This is a genomic window from Chelativorans composti (assembly GCF_039541695.1).
Lineage (GTDB): Bacteria > Pseudomonadota > Alphaproteobacteria > Rhizobiales > Rhizobiaceae > Chelativorans > Chelativorans composti.
This window is the reverse complement of record NZ_BAABGS010000009.1, coordinates 108,181-125,483: the sequence shown is the minus strand read 5'-3', so window position 1 is coordinate 125,483 and position 17,303 is coordinate 108,181. Positions and strand designations below refer to the sequence as shown.

General features: G+C 64.2%; 12 protein-coding genes. 6 read left to right on the top strand and 6 right to left on the bottom strand.

Annotated elements, in window-relative coordinates; translation table 11 throughout:
- Nucleotide 1 precedes the first annotated feature (1 nt).
- Entirely contained in the window at nucleotides 2–2,779 is a 2,778-nt protein-coding gene (gene rbbA, locus ABD906_RS01625; protein WP_345097842.1) for a ribosome-associated ATPase/putative transporter RbbA, read from the bottom strand.
- Nucleotides 2,776–3,840: an HlyD family secretion protein gene (locus tag ABD906_RS01620; RefSeq protein WP_378187909.1), complete on the bottom strand. Its 1,065-nt coding sequence runs from the start codon at nucleotides 3,838–3,840 to the stop codon at nucleotides 2,776–2,778. The genes rbbA and ABD906_RS01620 overlap by 4 nt, the downstream gene beginning before the upstream one ends.
- A gap of 498 nt (nucleotides 3,841–4,338) precedes the next feature.
- On the opposite strand from ABD906_RS01620, the gene ABD906_RS01615 reads away from it, so the two are divergent.
- The gene (locus ABD906_RS01615) at nucleotides 4,339–7,116 is read left to right on the top strand and encodes a cation-translocating P-type ATPase (protein WP_345097880.1); all 2,778 of its coding nucleotides are present in this window, start codon (nucleotides 4,339–4,341) and stop codon (nucleotides 7,114–7,116) included.
- Nucleotides 7,117–7,202: 86 nt separating this feature from the next.
- On the opposite strand, the gene ABD906_RS01610 is transcribed toward ABD906_RS01615, so the two are convergent.
- From ABD906_RS01610 to hemN, 4 genes are read right to left on the bottom strand one after another with little or no spacing between them, the layout of a single operon-like run.
- A complete protein-coding gene (locus ABD906_RS01610) occupies nucleotides 7,203–7,559 on the bottom strand; it encodes a P-II family nitrogen regulator (RefSeq protein WP_345097841.1) in 357 nt (118 codons plus the stop codon).
- Nucleotides 7,556–8,296 carry a DUF1538 domain-containing protein gene (locus ABD906_RS01605; protein WP_345097840.1) on the bottom strand — a complete coding sequence of 247 codons (741 nt, stop codon included), beginning with the start codon at nucleotides 8,294–8,296 and terminating at the stop codon, nucleotides 7,556–7,558. The genes ABD906_RS01610 and ABD906_RS01605 overlap by 4 nt, the downstream gene beginning before the upstream one ends.
- Entirely contained in the window at nucleotides 8,287–8,982 is a 696-nt protein-coding gene (locus ABD906_RS01600; RefSeq protein ID WP_345097839.1) for a DUF1538 domain-containing protein, read from the bottom strand. The genes ABD906_RS01605 and ABD906_RS01600 overlap by 10 nt, the downstream gene beginning before the upstream one ends.
- Before the next feature lie 36 nt (nucleotides 8,983–9,018).
- Nucleotides 9,019–10,395 carry an oxygen-independent coproporphyrinogen III oxidase gene (gene hemN, locus ABD906_RS01595; RefSeq protein WP_345097838.1) on the bottom strand — a complete coding sequence of 459 codons (1,377 nt, stop codon included), beginning with the start codon at nucleotides 10,393–10,395 and terminating at the stop codon, nucleotides 9,019–9,021.
- Between the two features lie 178 nt (nucleotides 10,396–10,573).
- On the opposite strand from hemN, the gene ABD906_RS01590 reads away from it, so the two are divergent.
- The 5 genes from ABD906_RS01590 to arcA all read left to right on the top strand — a co-directional run bounded on the left by ABD906_RS01590 (nucleotide 10,574) and on the right by arcA (nucleotide 17,295).
- Nucleotides 10,574–10,714, top strand: a complete 141-nt coding sequence (locus ABD906_RS01590; RefSeq protein WP_345097837.1) for a hypothetical protein — start codon at nucleotides 10,574–10,576, stop codon at nucleotides 10,712–10,714.
- A 76-nt stretch (nucleotides 10,715–10,790) separates the two neighbouring features.
- Nucleotides 10,791–11,624, top strand: a complete 834-nt coding sequence (locus ABD906_RS01585; protein WP_345097836.1) for a universal stress protein — start codon at nucleotides 10,791–10,793, stop codon at nucleotides 11,622–11,624.
- Nucleotides 11,625–11,692: 68 nt separating this feature from the next.
- Nucleotides 11,693–14,371 (top strand): bifunctional acetate--CoA ligase family protein/GNAT family N-acetyltransferase, encoded by a 2,679-nt coding sequence (locus ABD906_RS01580; RefSeq protein WP_345097835.1) that lies wholly within the window; start codon nucleotides 11,693–11,695, stop codon nucleotides 14,369–14,371.
- Between the two features lie 249 nt (nucleotides 14,372–14,620).
- Nucleotides 14,621–16,057 (top strand): YfcC family protein, encoded by a 1,437-nt coding sequence (locus ABD906_RS01575; RefSeq protein WP_345097834.1) that lies wholly within the window; start codon nucleotides 14,621–14,623, stop codon nucleotides 16,055–16,057.
- A gap of 11 nt (nucleotides 16,058–16,068) precedes the next feature.
- Nucleotides 16,069–17,295 (top strand): arginine deiminase, encoded by a 1,227-nt coding sequence (gene arcA, locus ABD906_RS01570; protein WP_345097833.1) that lies wholly within the window; start codon nucleotides 16,069–16,071, stop codon nucleotides 17,293–17,295.
- The last annotated feature ends 8 nt before the right edge of the window (nucleotides 17,296–17,303 follow it).

Here is a 17,303-nt window from a genome sequence, read left to right as displayed (position 1 = left end):
GTCATTTCGCCTGCTTCCGAAGGAACATCACGCTCAGCATCAGCAGCACCGGTCCCGCCGCTGCCAGAGGCAGGAAGGACCAGACCAGGTCTCTGAGACCCAGAGCTTTGGCAAAGACGCCACGCGAAATCGTGATGAAATGGGTTGCTGGGTTGACGTGACCAATCGCTGCGCCAATGCCTTCCATCGCCGCCACAGGATCGATCAGGCCGGAGTAACTCACCGCAAGCAGCATGGAGGCTATGGTTGTGAGGAAGATCGCCGCGATCTGGCTGTTCATGAAGCTGGAGATGAAAAGCCCAAGCCCCGTCGCGGCAATGGCATAGAGGAAGCCGCCGAGCATGTAGGCGGCAAGCGAGCCGGTGAACGGCACGCCTTGCACCACAACGGCGAACACCAGCAGCGTCACGAAATTGAGCATCGCCATCGCCACGTAGGGGATCTGCTTGCCTAGCAGGAACTCTAGCCTGGAGACCGGCGTCACGTAGAGGTTCACGATCGAGCCCATTTCCTTTTCGCGCACGACCGCAAGCGTGGCCAGCATGGTGGGGATGAAGAGAAGGATGACACCGATAACGGCCGGCACGATTGCCACGATGCTTTGCAGGTTGGGATTGTAACGGAAGCGCGTCTCGAGCTCGAACGCGCTCGCGAGCGCCCGGTCGCCATAGAGCTCCCGTGCCTTCTGCGTGAGCCAATGCGCGTGCAGGCCCTGAACGTAGCCCTGCGCTGTTTCCGCCCTCATCGGCATCGCGCCGTCAAGCCAGGCGGCTATTTCCACCGAACGGCCCGCCGCGTGATCCCGCGCGAAGCCGGGCGGGATCTCGAGGGCGAGGCTCAGTTCGCCCTCGCTCATGCGCTTGTCGAGATCGGTCGGATCCCTGATGGGTGGCTCTTCCGTGAAATAGCGCGACCCAGAGATTTCGAGCGTGTAATCGCGACTGATGGTGGTCTGATCGCGATCAAGGACGGCAAAGGGCAGGTCCTCGACGTCCATGCTGATGCCGTAACCCAGCACGAACAGCAGAATAAGGCTGCCCACGAAGGCGAACGAGGCGCGGATGGGATCCCGCCACAGCTCCAGCGACTCGCGCAGCGCATAACTGCCTAGCCGCCGCAGGTCGAGGAAACGCCTTGGCTTCGGCTGTTCGTGATGCCTGGCGACGGCGTGGAGCGCCTCCAGCTCGTCTGCCACGCTGACCGCTCCGCTTCCCGCCTCATTCGCGATGGCCTCCTTGAGGCAGGAGACGAAGGCCTCCTGGAGATTGGCCGCACCCCGCTGCCGGACGATGTTGGCCGGCGTGTCCGACACCAGAACTTTGCCCGCGTGCATGAGCGAGATGCGGTCGCAGCGCTCGGCCTCGTTCATGAAATGGGTGGAGATGAAGATGGTCACGCCGTCGTTGCGCGACAGGTCCACGAAGCTTTGCCAGAGCGCGTCACGTGCGATCGGGTCCACGCCGGAGGTCGGCTCGTCGAGGATGAGGATTTCGGGCTTGTGGATCATCGCAACGGCCAGCGACAGGCGCTGGGTCACGCCGAGCGGCAACGCATCCGGCAGCCGGTCCATGATGTCCACCAGCTCGAATCGGCGCGCCATTTCCTCGACGCGCGCGGGGATCTCCTCCTCGGGAATCTGGAACAGGCGTGCATGGAGCTCGAGGTCCTGCCGGACGGTGAGTTCGGTGTAGAGCGAGAAGGACTGCGTCATGTAGCCGACGCGCCGGCGCGTCTCGAGATCGCGCGGATCAACCTCCTGGCCGAACAGCTTCGCCGTGCCTTCGCTTGCCGGCAGAAAGCCGGTCAACATCTTCATGGTCGTGGTCTTGCCACAGCCGTTGGAGCCAAGGAAGCCGAAGATCTCTCCCCTGGCGATGCTGAAGCTCACGTTGTCGACGGCGGTGAAGTTGCCGAAGCGCATGGTCAGCCCATCCGCCTCGATGGCCGGCGTGCCGCTGCCATCCTCGGGGCGCGGCGGAATCGCGACCTTGCGGTGAAGCTTTCGCTTTTCCTCCGGCAGCAGCTCGATGAAGGCATCGTCCAGCGTGTTTGTGCCGGTACGTTCCTGCAGCTCGGCAGGCGTTCCCGTTGCGAGCACGCGCCCGCCGTACATCGCGACGAGATGGTCAAATCCCGCCGCTTCATCCATATACGCGGTGGCGACGATCACGCCCATTTCGGGACGGTCCTGCCGTATGCCGTCGATAAGCTCCCAGAACTGCTGGCGGGATAGCGGATCGACGCCGGTTGTCGGCTCGTCGAGGATGAGCAGGTCCGGATCGTGGATGAGCGCGCAGCACAGGCCGAGCTTCTGCTTCATGCCGCCCGACAGCTTCCCGGCAGGGCGATTGAGGAACGGATCGAGTCCCGTCGCCTTCAACAGTTCATGGATGCGCCGTTCGCGCTCCGCGCGGGCGTGGCCGAAGAGGCGGCCGAAGAAATCGACATTCTCGAAAACGGAGAGTGTCGGGTAGAGGTTCTTGCCGAGGCCCTGTGGCATGTAGGCGATGCGCGGGCCTGCGCGGCTGCGCTGGCGCGCGCTGCGCATGTCGGCCCCGAGAGCCTCGATTTCGCCCTTCTGTATCCGGCGGGCGCCCGCGATCAGCGAAAGCAGGGTCGACTTGCCGACACCGTCCGGTCCGATCAGCCCGACGATCCGTCCCGCCGGGAAATCCAGCGTGACGTCATCAAGGGCGACCGTCTTCCTGAAGACATGGGTGACGGAGCGCACCCGTGCGGCGAATGACTCTATCGCTTCAGGCTGAACGGATGCGATCATTCCAGCACACCGGCGCGCAGCGACTCCGGCCACTCTGCGTTCGGATCAAGCTTCACATAGGCCATGCCAGGCATGCCCGGCTTCACATACCGGGCATATTTCTGGAGGAGTTCCGGCGGGACACGAACCTTCACGCGGAACATCAGGTCCAGGCGCTCCTCTTTCGTTTCGACCGTCTTCGGCGTGAACTGTGCAACATCCGAGACGAAGGAGACCTCGGCCGGCACGGCAATGTTGGGCGCCGTGTCGAGCACGATCCGCGCCTCCGCGCCGACCGCCACACGTCCCGCCTGCACCGTCGGCAGGAAGAACGTCATGTAGACATCATTGAGGTCGATCAGGTTCAGCACGCGGCCGCCGCTTGCGATCACTTCGCCCGGCTGCGCCACACGGTACTGGATGCGCCCGTCACGCGGGGCGCGCAGCACGCTGTCGTTGATCTCCACCTGGATGCGTTCGATGGCAGCCTCCGCCGCCTCGATGGCCGCGTCCGCGTCCACGATGCTGGCCTTGGCAGTGGCAATGGCCGCCTGGGCGGAAGCGGCCTGGGCCCGCGCAACGTCGAGCGCGGCGCGCGCACTCGCCGCCCTTGCCCGGTCGGTATCGAGCGTCTGCTGGGAAATGGCATTGGTGCGAACAAGCTGCTCGGAACGTTCGAGCTGGCGCTCCGCAGTCTCAAGCTCCGCCTGGCGCTGGGCGATGACAGCCTGGGCAGCCGAGTATTCCGCCTCGGCCTGGGTCATGTTGCTTTCAGCCACCTCCCGGGCAATCTTGCCACGCTGCAGCTGCGCCTGGGCCTCGCGCAGCTGTGCCTCAAGCTGCTGGGTATCCATGTAGGCGAGGATTTGATCTTGCTCGACGGTATCGCCCTCGTCCACGAGGATTTCACGGACCCGACCGCCCGTCTTCGAGGCGATGTCGATGGACACGGCCTCGATGCGTCCGTTGCCCGCGGCGATCCACGACGGCAGTTCCGGCTCGGTCAGCCTCTGGACAAGGAACCAGCCCGCCACGACGGCAGCGGCCAGAACGGCAATCCACAGCCAGTTCCTCGAAAACACGTCCCTCGCTTCCTTAAACACCAGCTCTTACCCCTCCGAGCACCTCCGGCGTCAGGACGGATGCGTGCCGTCCCGGCCATCTGGCAGGACTTGTCTGAATGCGCCTTCTTGCACAGCGGGAGCGCGGTTCATCGAACCATACCGGGAAACCCGAGTGTTTGGCCGTGTCGGTAAGCATCGTTGCCGCGCATCCAACGAATACGGTTTCAGACGGTTGACGTCCTTCCGTCGTCGACTGACAGCCGGATCATGCAGGATGCCGCCCTCCAAACCATTGATGAAAATCAACCGCGGCAGACTTTGTCTCCACTACGATTGATCAGCTTCGCATCCATCGTGACAATGTACGATGGATGAAGACCAAGATGCGGGCGGCGCCAGGGCAGCACGGGCGCCGCCCGTCAGACAACCGCTCCAGGAGCATGGACGATCGTGAATTCGTTTACCGCCCAGCGACCGGAAGCCGGCGCACATGATCACCCAAAGGGATCGGCAGGTATCGAACCGCATCGCGAAACCCTCGAGGACGTGCTCGCGGCCCTTGGATCGGATTCCAGATGCGGCCTGTCCGACGCCGAAGCCGCCAGCCGGCTCACGCGGTTCGGCCCCAACCAGCTCGAGTCAACCAAGCCCATTCCGGCCTGGCGCAAGTTCCTGGCACAGTTCACCGATGTCCTGGTCGTTCTGCTGATCATCGCCGGTGTGATTTCGGCGGTGCTGTGGGTGGTCGAGGGCGAGTCTGCACTGCCATACGAAGCTATAGCCATCTTCGTCATCGTGTTGCTAAACGGAATTATGGGCTATGTGCAGCAAGCGCGCGCGGAGCGGGCGGTGCACGCGCTGCGCAACATGTCCGCTCCCCAGGCGACGGTGATTCGCGACGGCGTACAGAAGCGCATACCCTCCAGCCTTCTCGTGCCGGGCGACATCATCCTGCTCGAAGAGGGAGACACCATCCCCGCCGATGCGAGACTGATCGTGTCAACCTCGCTCAAGACGATGGAAGCCGCGCTGACGGGTGAAAGCCTGCCTGTCACAAAGCACACCGCCCCTGTTCCCAGGGACGCCACGCTGGGCGACCGGCACAACATGGTTTTCAGCGGCACGGCCGTCTCCTACGGACGCGGGAAGGCTGTTGTCTCCGCGACCGGGATGCAGACCGAAATGGGCCGCATTGCCGGAATGCTTGAACAGGCGCCGGCCGAACGCACGCCGCTGCAGGAGGAACTCGACCGTGTCGGCCGCACGCTCGGCAAGGTCGTGGTCGCCATCGCGGTCATCATGATCGCGACCATCGTGATGGTCGGCAACATCGATGGAGCAGCGAGCTTCTTCGATGTGCTGATCCTGGGCGTGGCGCTCGCCGTTGCTGCCGTGCCGGAGGGGCTGCCGGCCATTGTCACTGCCGTCCTTTCCATCGGCGTCCTGCGCATGGCGAACCGCAATGCCATCGTGCGCCACCTGGCAGCCGTCGAGACACTCGGCTCCGCCAATGTCATCGCCTCGGACAAGACGGGCACGCTCACGAAGAACGAGATGACCGTCCGCAAGATCGTGACGGCCAGCGGCGTAATCCGGATGTCGGGTTCGGACGAGCCGGAAATCATCCCCCGCGGCGACGCGGATCCCGAACGGCTCCGGGCCGAGCTGAGCCGCGCCCTGATCGCCGCGGAACGCGCCAACAACGCCGTGCTCCAGAAACACCACGACGGCCGCTGGTCCGTGCAGGGCGATCCGACCGAAGGAGCGCTGGCGGCCGCCGCATGGAACAGCGGATTCGAGCGCGCCGAACTCGACCGCCGCTTCCGTCGTGTTGCGGAGATTCCGTTTTCCTCCGAGCGCAAGCTGATGAGCACCCTGCACGAAGTTGCCACCCGCGACGGCCAGCTGCGGGCCTTCACCAAGGGCGCCCCGGACGTGCTGCTGACGCGCTGCTCCCATGAGCTCGTGGGAGAGGAAACGCGCCCTCTCACCAAGGAGCGCCGGGCGGCCATCATGGCCGCCAACGAGGCGCTCGCCGACGAGGCGTTGCGCACCCTGGGCGTTGCATTCCGCAGCGTGGATGCCGCCGAAGCCGATGATTGCCCGCCGGAGGAGATCGAGAACAATCTCGTCTTCCTCGGCCTGATCGGCATGATGGACCCGCCGCGCGAGGAGGCGAAACAGGCTGTCGCCGACGCGAAGGCGGCTGGCATCCGCCCGATCATGATCACCGGTGACCACCCACGCACCGCGGCCGTCATCGCGGCGGAACTCGGCATCACCGGCAACCGCCGGGCCGTCACCGGCGCGGAGCTGGAAAGAATGTCGGACGAGACGTTCGATCGAACGGTGCGCGAGGTCTCCGTCTACGCACGCGTCAACCCCTCACACAAGCTACGCATCGTGCAGTCCCTGCAGCGCCAGGGAGCCATCGTCGCCATGACCGGCGACGGCATCAACGATGCCCCTGCCCTCAAGGCCGCGGACATCGGCATCGCCATGGGCATTACCGGGACGGACGTGTCGAAGGAAGCGGCCGACATCGTGCTCGCGGACGACAACTTCGCCACCATCGTCGCGGCAGTGGAGGAGGGCCGGGCGATCTTCTCGAACATCCGGAAGTTCCTGCGCTATCTCCTTTCCTCCAACATCGGCGAGGTGATGACGATGTTCTTCGGCGTGCTGCTGGCGGGCTTCATCGGCCTGACCGACGCCGACGGGGGCCTCGTCCTTCCGCTCCTCGCCACCCAGATCCTCTGGATCAACCTTGTGACCGATGGGGCCCCTGCCCTAGCCCTCGGCGTGGACCCGGCACACCCTGGCCTCATGAGGCGCCAGCCCCGCCCGCGCGGTGAAGGCGTGATCCCGCCCCGCATGTGGGTAGGCATCTTCATCGTCGGCGCGACCATGGCGGCGGGCACGCTGGCCGTGATCGACGCCGCTCTGCCAGGCGGGCTGATCGAAGGCACCGGAACGGTTCCCTACGCCCAGACCATGGCCTTCACGACGCTGACGCTGTTCCAGCTCTTCAACGTCTTCAACGCCCGCTCCGACGAGCGCAGCGCCTTTACCGGCCTTTTCAGCAACCGCTGGCTCTGGGGCGCGATCGTTCTCTCGATCCTGCTGCACGCGGCGGTCATCTATCTGCCGGTCCTGCAGAAGGCCTTTTCAACGGTGAGCCTAAGCCTGTCCGACTGGCTGTTCTGCACGGTGGTGGCAAGTTCGGTGCTCTGGGTGCGCGAGCTGACCAAGCTCGCGTTCGCTACGGGGAACGGAAAGGCTATTTCAGCCTAGGCGAACGCGCCCATCGGTCGGGAATGGCGGCTGAGGAGGGCTGACGGCTTTTCCCTGCCCAGTCCACACACGTGATGATACGGCGGTTACTCGTCGCCTTCCCGCGCGCCATTGTCCTGCACCAGGTGGACGACACCTACGACCTTTTCCAGCGGCAGGCAGAAGGCCAGTCCCTTGCCGGGTGCGTTGAGTTCCCCGGCCTCTTCAGCCGCGCGCAGTACCCTGTCCTTCATGACCGCGGGGACGACGGTGAGCACGACCTCCTTCTCCGGCTCGATCTTGATGCCGAAAACCTGTTGCTGCTCATTGCGCCCGATGCCGCGTCCGATGAGAACGGTGCCCCCGTGCGCGCCGGCGTTCATCGTGGCCTCCAGGATCGTGTCGCCCCATCCGCGGCGGACGATGCTTACGATCAGATACGGCTCGAGCACCTGTTCACTCATGGTTTTTGCTCCTTTAGACGTTTCCGCCCGATCAGCAGGCCAAGCACGGTCACCGAAATGATCGGCGCGACAGCGATGAGCGCCACCAGACCCAGGCCGTGCGTGACCGGATCCTGATTTTCCATCGCCGACGACGCACCAAGCGCCAGCGCTAGCAGAAAGGTGTTTGCCAGAGGCCCCGTCGCCACCCCGCTCGCATCGATGGCTATGGCCACGAAATCGCTGTCGCTCCTCCAGATGAGCAGGACCGCGAGGACATAGCCCGGCAGCAGCAGGTAGAGGATCGGGATGCCATGGACGATGCGGAGGAACCCCATCGTCACCCACACGGCAACGCCGATGCAGACCGCGTAGAGCACAAGAATTCCGGGGATCGTTCCCTGTGAGGCTTGGTCCACCTGATCGGCGAGGATGCGCACCGCGGGCTCGCCCCAGGTGGTCACGAAACCGAGGAAGAGCCCGATGGCGACGATCCACCACCAGTCCTCGACCGACCCGATCGCCTGGCCGATCGCGCGGCCGAACGGCAGAAAGCCGATGCTCACTCCGAGCAGGAAGAGGAAAAGGCCCACGGAAGCAAGCAGGCTGCCGCGCAAGATGTCCATCACTTCCCGGCGGGGAAGTCTCAGCATGAAGACCTGGAAGAGAATGAAAAGTGCGGCCAGCGGCACGACCGCCACCGCGACGCTGAAAGCGGTCTCCGCTACCCGATCGAGGACGGTGCCGTTCAGCTCCACAGGACCCCCATCAGCAGTACCGAGAGAATTGCCCCGACCGAGACAAGGCCTGAAATGCCGAACCCGTCACCGACGGCCGAGCGGCCGGCGAGCACCGAGCTTAATCCCATGGCGATGGCTATCAACACCGGCGCGGTGAGAACGCCGGTCGTGACGCTGCCCGCATCGAAGGAAAGGGCGACAAACTGATCCGGCGTGAACAGGGCCAGCACCAGCATCGCCAGATACGCTCCTACGACGAGATATTTTATCGGCCAGCCGAAAATGATGCGCGCACTGCCCAAAGCGGTGAACAGACCGACACCGCCCGCGATGACGTAGAGCACGGCGATCTTCGGAATGGAGCCGCCGGAGGCCTCGTCCGCCTGCCCGGCCAACACCAGCACGTCGGGCTCGGCGGCTGTCGTCGCAAATCCAAGGGCGAATGCCACGGCCAGAATCAGGGCGAGCGATCCCTTCTGCGGCAGCTCCGCCCCGATGAAGCGGCCCATGGGCAGGATGCCCAGATCAACACCCAGGAGAAGCAGGACCATTCCCACGCCGGCCAGGAAAGCCCCGGCGATGAACTGGAGAAACAGCTCGAGCGGCGCATGGACGAGCGTGACCTGCAGCACACCTACCACCACCATGAGCGGCGCGATGGCCCTGGCGACTTCGATCACTTTCTCGGTTGTCTTTGACGCCATGCCCCCGCTCGACAACAATCACTGGAAATTCGGGCGCTATACTGCCACAGAGTGACGAGCGTTGCCCTTTCCGAGATAAGTGTCAAATCGGGCGGCGACGACGCGCACCAGCACATGGGCCTCTGACGGGATCCCGAACAGGTCGCCGTTCCGGACAAGAAGGCTGTCTTTCTCTTTCGTCAAGGCTTCGGCTTCCGTAACGATCTGGCGTCCGAGTTCGCCGAAGCGGTCTTCTGCCTCAGCAGCCGAGAAGGCGAACTCGCACATCAGCCGCTCGATCACCCAGCCCCGCGCCAGATCCTCGTCAGAAAACGCGATGCCGCGCGCGGTGGCAAGGCCGCCTTCCTGCACCTGCTTGCTGTAGATATTGATGGCCGGCGTGTTCTGCGCATAGCCCTGGCGCAGGCGCGATACGGAAGAGGGCCCGAGACCAATCAGCGTTTCGCAACGGTCGTCCGTATAACCCTGGAAATTGCGGCGGAGCCTTCCGGTTCGCGCTGCCTCGGCCAGTGAATCGTCGGGCTTGGCGAAATGGTCGAGGCCGATAGGCTGGTAGCCTGCCTCCACAATGAGCCGCGTGGCGAGCTGCTGCTGCGCGAAACGCTCCTGCGGGCCGGGCAAGGCCGACTCGTCGATCATCGTCTGGTGCTTCTTGAACCACGGCACATGCGCATAACCGAACTGCGCGATGCGGTCCGGCGAAAGCTGCAGGGCCTGTTCCAGCGTCGCCTGCAGGCTTTCGAGCGTCTGGTACGGCAAGCCATAGAGCAGATCGAGGTTGAGCGAACGCACGCCACGGGCACGGCAGCCATCCACCACGGCTTTCGTCAGCTCGAAGCCCTGTTCGCGGTTGATCGCCTTCTGCACCTTCGGGGCGAAGTCCTGTACGCCCAAGCTGGCGCGGGTCATGCCGATGGCTGCGAAGGCGTCGAGCCGCGCTTCGTCAATGTCCGTAGGATCGAGCTCGACGCTGATATCCGCATCCGGCAGAAAGTCGAAGGCGTCGCGGAGCGTGGCGTTGAGCGCCGCCACGTCCTCGGGCCTCAGGATCGTGGGCGAGCCTCCGCCGAAGTGCAGCGCGCGCACGCGGGAACCCTTCACCAGTTCGCCGACGGTAGCAATCTCCTGCTTCAGCGTTTCGAGATAGGTCGCCACCGGCTCATAGCGCTTGGTCATCTTGGTATGACAGGCGCAGAACCAGCACAGGCGGTCGCAGAATGGAATGTGAATGTAGAGCGAGATGTCCTCGCCCTCTTTGACCTGCCCGAGCCAGCCGCGGAAGACGCCCGCGTCGACACCGGCGTGAAAGTGCGGCGCCGTCGGATAGCTTGTGTAACGCGGCAACGACTCCGTCAGGTGCGCCGTGAGGCCCCGTGGTGCGGTGCCAATCATCTGTTCGCCTGCTCTTTGCATTTGCGATCCCCTTCGCTGTCGGCCGACCTTGTGCATCGACCGTCCGCGGACGCATTGATGCGGATCAAGGCAGGGCGACGCAGCGAATGGCTAGTGTCCTGCTCGCCCGGTGCATCAAGCTTCATGCGCATGATTTCATGCAATCAAGTGAGGTGGCACCTTCAGAAGGGAGGGCGACATGCCGGATCTGGCAACCTTCATCTCCGCCGCGACCCTATTCGCATACCTCGGCCTTGTGGCGTTCGTCTTGTTATTGGGGCAAAGTGAACGCGAGACGCCGCGCTTTGCCCGAGTTTCAACCCGGCAGGACCTGATGTGACACTTGCACGCGAACCGGTGCGCATACCACTCACCCTGCACGCCGATCGGTCTCATTCCAGGAAGGGGAGGACCATATGCCTGTTGAAGCCTTGTTTCCGCTGATCACCTATCCCGACCCCACCAGCGCCGGAAGTGTCGCGAGCGCCGTAAAAGCCGCGCGCCTGATCGGGGCCCGGCTCCATGGGATAGCTCTGGAGGTACAGGTTCCAGCCGTCTCGAATGCGCTTTCCGGCGCGCTGGTCGATGTCCGCAAGCTTGCGGCGGAGGCCGAGGCGCTGAGCCGCAAGCGGGGCGAGGAACTGCTCCGCACCATTTCCAGTGCCGCGGACGAGGCCGGTATCACGTGCGAGACCGAGATGGCCCGGGCTATCGAGGCCGAGTTCGGCAATGTCATCGCCACGGCGGCGCGCTACCACGATGTCTCGTTCGTCGGCTGGGATCCGCTCAGCCGCACCGTCCGCGCAACGACGGAAGCCCTGATCTTCGATTCCGGCCGGCCGGTGCTTCTGCTGCCCGAAACGGCGCCGGAAGACTTCAACCACATCGCCATTGCCTGGGATGGAAGCCGGGTCGCCGCACGCGCGGTGGGCGATGCCCTGGCTCTGTTCGGCAATGCGACGAGGGCGACCGTCATCCTCGTCACCGACGAAAAAGCCATTCCCGACACGAAAGGCGCCGAGCGGCTGGCGGCTTTCCTGACCCGTCGTCGGCTTGAGGCAAAGGCGCACTACGCGACCACGGCGGGTCGCGCCATCGGCGAGACCCTGCAGGCCGAGGCAAAAGCCGTCGGGGCGGACACGCTGGTGATGGGCGCCTACGGCCATTCGCGCCTGCGGCAGTTCATCCTGGGCGGCGCGACCAGGGGAATCCTGGACAACCTGCAGCTCCCGGTCCTGCTTTCTCACTGAGGGCAGGCTTCCCGCCAGTGGCCTGCGGGCGGAAACGGGCATGATTGCAGCATATCGGAGAATGACGAATGACCATCCGTAACCTTGAATACGCTGTTCATCCCAAATCCGTCGCTGTGCTCGGTGCATCGACGAGAAAGGGTTCGGTCGGTTACACCGTGCTCTGCAATCTCATTAACGGCGGCTTCGAGGGAGACATCTGGTCGGTCAACCCGAAGTATGACGAGATCGAAGGCAGGCGGTGCTACCGCACCGTCGCCGATCTTCCGGCGGCGCCGGAGCTTGCAGTGATCGCCACGCCCGCGCCCACCGTGCCCGGCCTTATCGCCGAACTCGGAGAGAAGGGCTGCCGCGCGGCCGTTGTCATTACCGCGGGCCTCACCCGCGCCAATGGCCTGCGGCAGGCCATGCTCGACGCGGCCAAGCCCCACCTCCTGCGCATTTTCGGGCCGAACACGATTGGCCTGATCGTCCCGCCCGCGAAACTCAATGCGAGCTTCGGCCATCTCCAGCCTGTGGCTGGCGGGCTTGCCCTGCTGTCCCAGTCCGGCGCCATCACGGCCTCCCTAATCGACTGGGCAGTGGAGGAGCAGATCGGCTTTTCGCACATCGTCTCACTCGGCGACATGGCCGACGTGGACGTGGGTGATTACCTCGATCTTCTCGCCGGTGACGCGAATACCAGCGCCATCCTGCTCTATCTCGAGACGGTGACCGAGCCCCGCAAGTTCATGGCTGCCGCCCGCGCGGCTTCGCGCGTGAAACCCGTCATCGCCGTCAAGGCAGGACGCCATCCCGCAGGGGCCAAGGCCGCCTTCACGCATACCGGCGCCCTCTCCGGCTCCGACAATGTGATGGATGCGGCGCTGCGACGGGCCGGCATCCTGCGGGTGAAGAGCCTGAGCGAGCTGTTCATCGCCGCCGAGACGCTTTCGCGCTTCCCGCGTCTCGAGCGGGCCCGAGTTGGCATCGTGACCAATGGCGGCGGCGCGGGCGTTCTTGCCGTCGACCGGCTGATGGACCTGAAGGCGGAGCTCGCCGAGCTCGCGCCGGCGACGATCGAGCGCCTCGAGCGCGAGATGTCCTCCAACTGGTCACGCACCAATCCCGTCGACATCATCGGCGATGCACCGCCGCAGCGTTACGCGGCCGCGGTCAGCGCCGTGGCGGAGGATCCGAACACCGACGTCATCCTGATCATGAACTGCCCGACGGGCGTGGCCTCTCCGGCGGAAGCCGCCCGCGCAGTTGCCGAGCTTTCACAGAAGGGCATGATCGCCGGAAAGCCGGTGCTCACCTGCTGGCTTGGTGAGGCGACGGCCCGCGAAGGACGGAAGGTTCTGCAGGAAGCCGGAATCGCCACCTTCGCCACCCCGGCCGACGCTGCCAATGCAGTCGCCTATCTCGGCGGCTGGGCACGGGCACAGAAGGAGCTGACGCGTGTCCCCTCCATGATCAGCGGAGAGTGCGAGCGCGACATGGAGAAGGTCCGCGCCATCTTCCGTACGGTTGCCGCAGAAGGCAGGACCATCCTCACAGAACCGGAAGCCAAAGCCGTCCTCGCCGCCTACAGCATTCCCGTTCCGGAAACCGTCGTCGTCACCACGCCGGAGCAGGTCGAGCAGGCTGCCACGCGGCTGCTTTCGGTATCGGGCAAGCTCGCCGTCAAGCTCATGTCCAAGACCATCACGCACAAGTCCGACGTGGGCGGCGTCGTGCTGGACATCGGTAGCGCCGCGCAGGCGCGAGAGGCGGCGCAGGCGATCCTCGGTCGGCTGGCGGCCATCGGAAAGGCAGATGCCGTGGACGGCTTCTCCGTGCAGCCCATGATCACCAGGACGGGCGCCCATGAGCTGATCCTCGGCATCGGCCACGACAACATCTTCGGCCCGACTCTCCTGTTCGGCGCAGGCGGCACGGCGGTCGAGGTCATGAAGGACACGGCCATCGCCCTGCCGCCCATCGACAGCGTGCTTGCCGGCGACCTGATTGATGCCACGCGCATCGGCAAGCTGCTCGTCGGCTACCGCGACCGGCCTCCGGCAGATCGCGAAGGCATTATCCGCTCTCTTAACGCCCTCTCGCAGCTGGTCGTCGACTTCCCGTGCGTCGTCTCGGTCGACATCAATCCGCTGTTGGCCGACAAGGATGGCGTGATCGCACTCGACGCGCGCATCGTGATCGACCCGGCAACGGTGGAAAAGACCGGGCCCAACCCGGCACTGGCGATCCGCCCCTATCCGGACGGATGGGAAAAGCACGAGGTCCTCAATGACGATCGCTATTTCCTACGCCCGATCAAGCCCGCGGACGTTGTCCTCTATCCCCCCTTCCTGGAAAAGGTCACGGAGAAGGACATCCGGCTGCGCCTGCTGGCGCCGCGAAAGCACTTCCCGCAGGAGATGCTCGTGCGCCTCACCCAGATCGACTACGAGCGGGAAATGGCCTTCGTCGCGCTCCGCGAGGAAACGGGAGAGCTCGCGGGCATAGTGCGGCTCTTCTGCGATCCCGACAAGGAGACGGCCGAATACGGCATTCTGGTGCGCAGCGACCTTCAGGGACGCGGTATCGGCTGGGCGCTGCTCAATCACGTCATCGACTACGCGCGTACCGAGGGTATCAAACGGATCGACGGCTCCATCTTCGCGGAAAACACGAAGATGCTGACCATGGCGAAAGACCTTGGCTTCTCGGTCCGGCCGTCCGGCACTGATCGTACGGTCCTGCAGGTTTCGCTCATCTTGTGAAGATATTGCGCAAGAAATACCAATTGCGGTAGGCGCAACCTTCAAATGGTGTTCTAGACTTGGCGCAAATATTAATAAACATTGACGCACGTCAATCCTGAATAAGCAATGCGTGGTAGCGTATCAATAAAGTCATGGAGCCGGGATGGCGGCGAACTTCCGCCATCCGATCTGATGGTTCACTTACCGTAGGCTGCGGCAGGATCGGAATTGCATCTCTTGCCGTGCCGAAGAGAGGGGCAATTCGACATGGCTACGGCATCCGACGAACTCGCCGAACCGAAACGTTTTCGTTTCCCGACCGCGTTCACCATCCTTTTCGGTCTCATCATCCTCGTCGCCGCGCTGACATGGATCATTCCAGCCGGCCAGTATCAGCGCGTCATGAATGAGGCGCTCGGGCGCGAGGTGCCGATCGCCGGCACCTACACGGAGGTGGAACCGAACCCGCAGGGCATCTTCGACGTGCTCATGGCGCCGATTGCCGGCATCTACAACCCGGTGACAAACGAGGCGAACGCCATCGACGTCGCCCTGTTCGTCATGATCCTGGGCGGCTTCATCGGCGTCATTACCTCGACCGGTGCCATCACCGCGGGCATCTCGAAAGCCATGATCACGCTCAAGGGGCGTGAGAAGTGGATGATCCCGGTGCTCATGGGCCTGTTCGCATTCGGCGGCACGACCTACGGCATGGCCGAAGAGACGCTGGCCTTCTACGTGCTGCTGATCCCGATCATGATCGCAGCCGGCTACGATGCGATGACCGCCGTGGCGATCATCCTGCTCGGCGCCGGCGTCGGCGTGCTCGGCTCCACGGTCAATGCCTTCGCGACGGTAATCGCGTCCGACGCGGCAGGCGTTCCCTTCACCACCGGCATGACGCTGCGCCTGGTGATTCTTGCCCTGTGCTGGCTCGCCTGCGTGCTCTACGTGATGCGCTATGCCGAGCGCGTCCGCGTCGATCCATCCCGCTCCTATGTCTATGACCTGAAAGAAGAGAACGAACAGCACTTCCTTGCCGCCTATAGAACCGAGCAGCAGCCTGAGTTCACTACGCTGCACAAGATCGTTCTTGCCATCTTCGGCCTTACCTTCGTGGTAATGATCTGGGGCGTGCTGTTCGCCGGCTGGTGGATGGGCGAAATGACGGCCCTGTTCCTGACATCGGCCATCATCGTCGGCCTCATAGCCCGTCCGGGCGAGAAGGAATTCGTCGACTCCTTCATCAACGGCGTGCGCGACCTGGTGGGCGTTGCGCTGATCATCGGTCTTGCCCGCGGCATCGTCGTCGTGATGGACGCCGGCCGCATCACCGACACGATCCTGCACTGGGCGGAAGTCTCCGTCGGCGGCCTGTCCGAAGTTGTGTTCATCAACGTGATCTACTGGATCGAGGTGCTGATGTCTTTCTTCGTCCCGTCCTCATCCGGTCTCGCGGTGCTGAGCATGCCGATCATGGGACCGGTGGCCGACTTCGCGAACGTGGGCCGTGACCTCGTGGTGACCGCCTACCAGTCCGCCAATGGCATCGTGAACCTCATCAACCCGACCTTCGCGGTCGTCATGGGCGCGCTCGCGATCGGCCGTGTGCCCTACGAGCGCTGGATCGCCTTCATGTGGCCGCTGCTGCTGATCCTGACCGTCATCATCATGGCGTGTCTCAGCGTCGCGGCCCTCATCTGATGGAGACTGAAATGACCCTGACCTATGGCGTTCATTCCGAGGCAGGCAAGCTGCGGCGCGTGCTGGTGCACCGGCCCGGCACGGCCCTCGCCCGCCTAACTCCCGGCAACTGCAAGGAGCTGCTCTTCGATGACGTTATCTGGGTGAAGCAGGCCCGCGTGGAGCACATGACCTTCGTGGACGCAATGCGCCACCGCGGCGTCGAGGTCGTGTTCCTGCGTGAGCTGCTGGCGGAAACGATGCAAATCCCGGAAGCCCGGCAGTGGCTGCTGGAGCGCCGCGTCAACGACAACACGGTCGGTGTCGGCTTGGCCGACGAACTGCGCGCCTATCTTACCGAAATCAGCGCCGACCAGTTGTCGAGCATTCTGATCGGCGGGATGAACAAGGCGGAGATGCCGATCAAGGCCCATAGCGTCGTCGCGGCCGTGATGGAGCCGGAAGAGTTCATCCTGCCGCCCCTGCCGAACCACCTGTTCACCCGTGACACGACCTGCTGGATCTACGAAGGCGTGACGCTCAACCCGATGCGGTGGAACGCGCGCCAGCTCGAGACGGTCAATATAGCGGCGATCTACAAGTTCCATCCGGATTTCCGCGATGCCGGCTTCCCCGTCTGGTGGGGCAACCCGGACCTCGATTACGGGCTCGCGACCGCCGAGGGCGGCGACATCATGCCCATCGGCAACCGGACGGTCATGATCGGAATGGGCGAGCGGACGACGCCCCACGCGGTGGGCCAGATCGCCCGCGCGCTGTTCGCCCAGGGCGGTGCCGACCGGGTAATCGCCTGCCGCCTGCCCGTCGAACGGGCCAGCATGCACCTCGACACGGTGTTCACCTTCTGCGACCGCGACCTGGTGACGATCTTTGCCGACGTGGTGAACCACATCCGCGTGTTTTCGCTGCGGCCTGGCGAAAAGGACTGGCAGATCGACGTGCGCCCCGAGGAGCGTCCGCTCACGGAAGTCGTGGCCGAGGCGCTGAATCTGAAGGAACTCCGCGTAGTCGAGACGGGCGGCGACGCCTATGTCCGCGAGCGCGAGCAGTGGGACGACGGCAACAATGTCGTGGCCCTCGAGCCGGGTGTTGTCATCGGCTACGACCGCAACGTCTACACCAACACGCAGCTGCGCAAGGCAGGCGTCGAGGTCATCACCGTCCCCGGTTCAGAGCTTGGCCGCGGCCGTGGCGGCGGACACTGCATGACCTGCCCGCTCATCCGCGACCCCGTATGAGGAGGGAC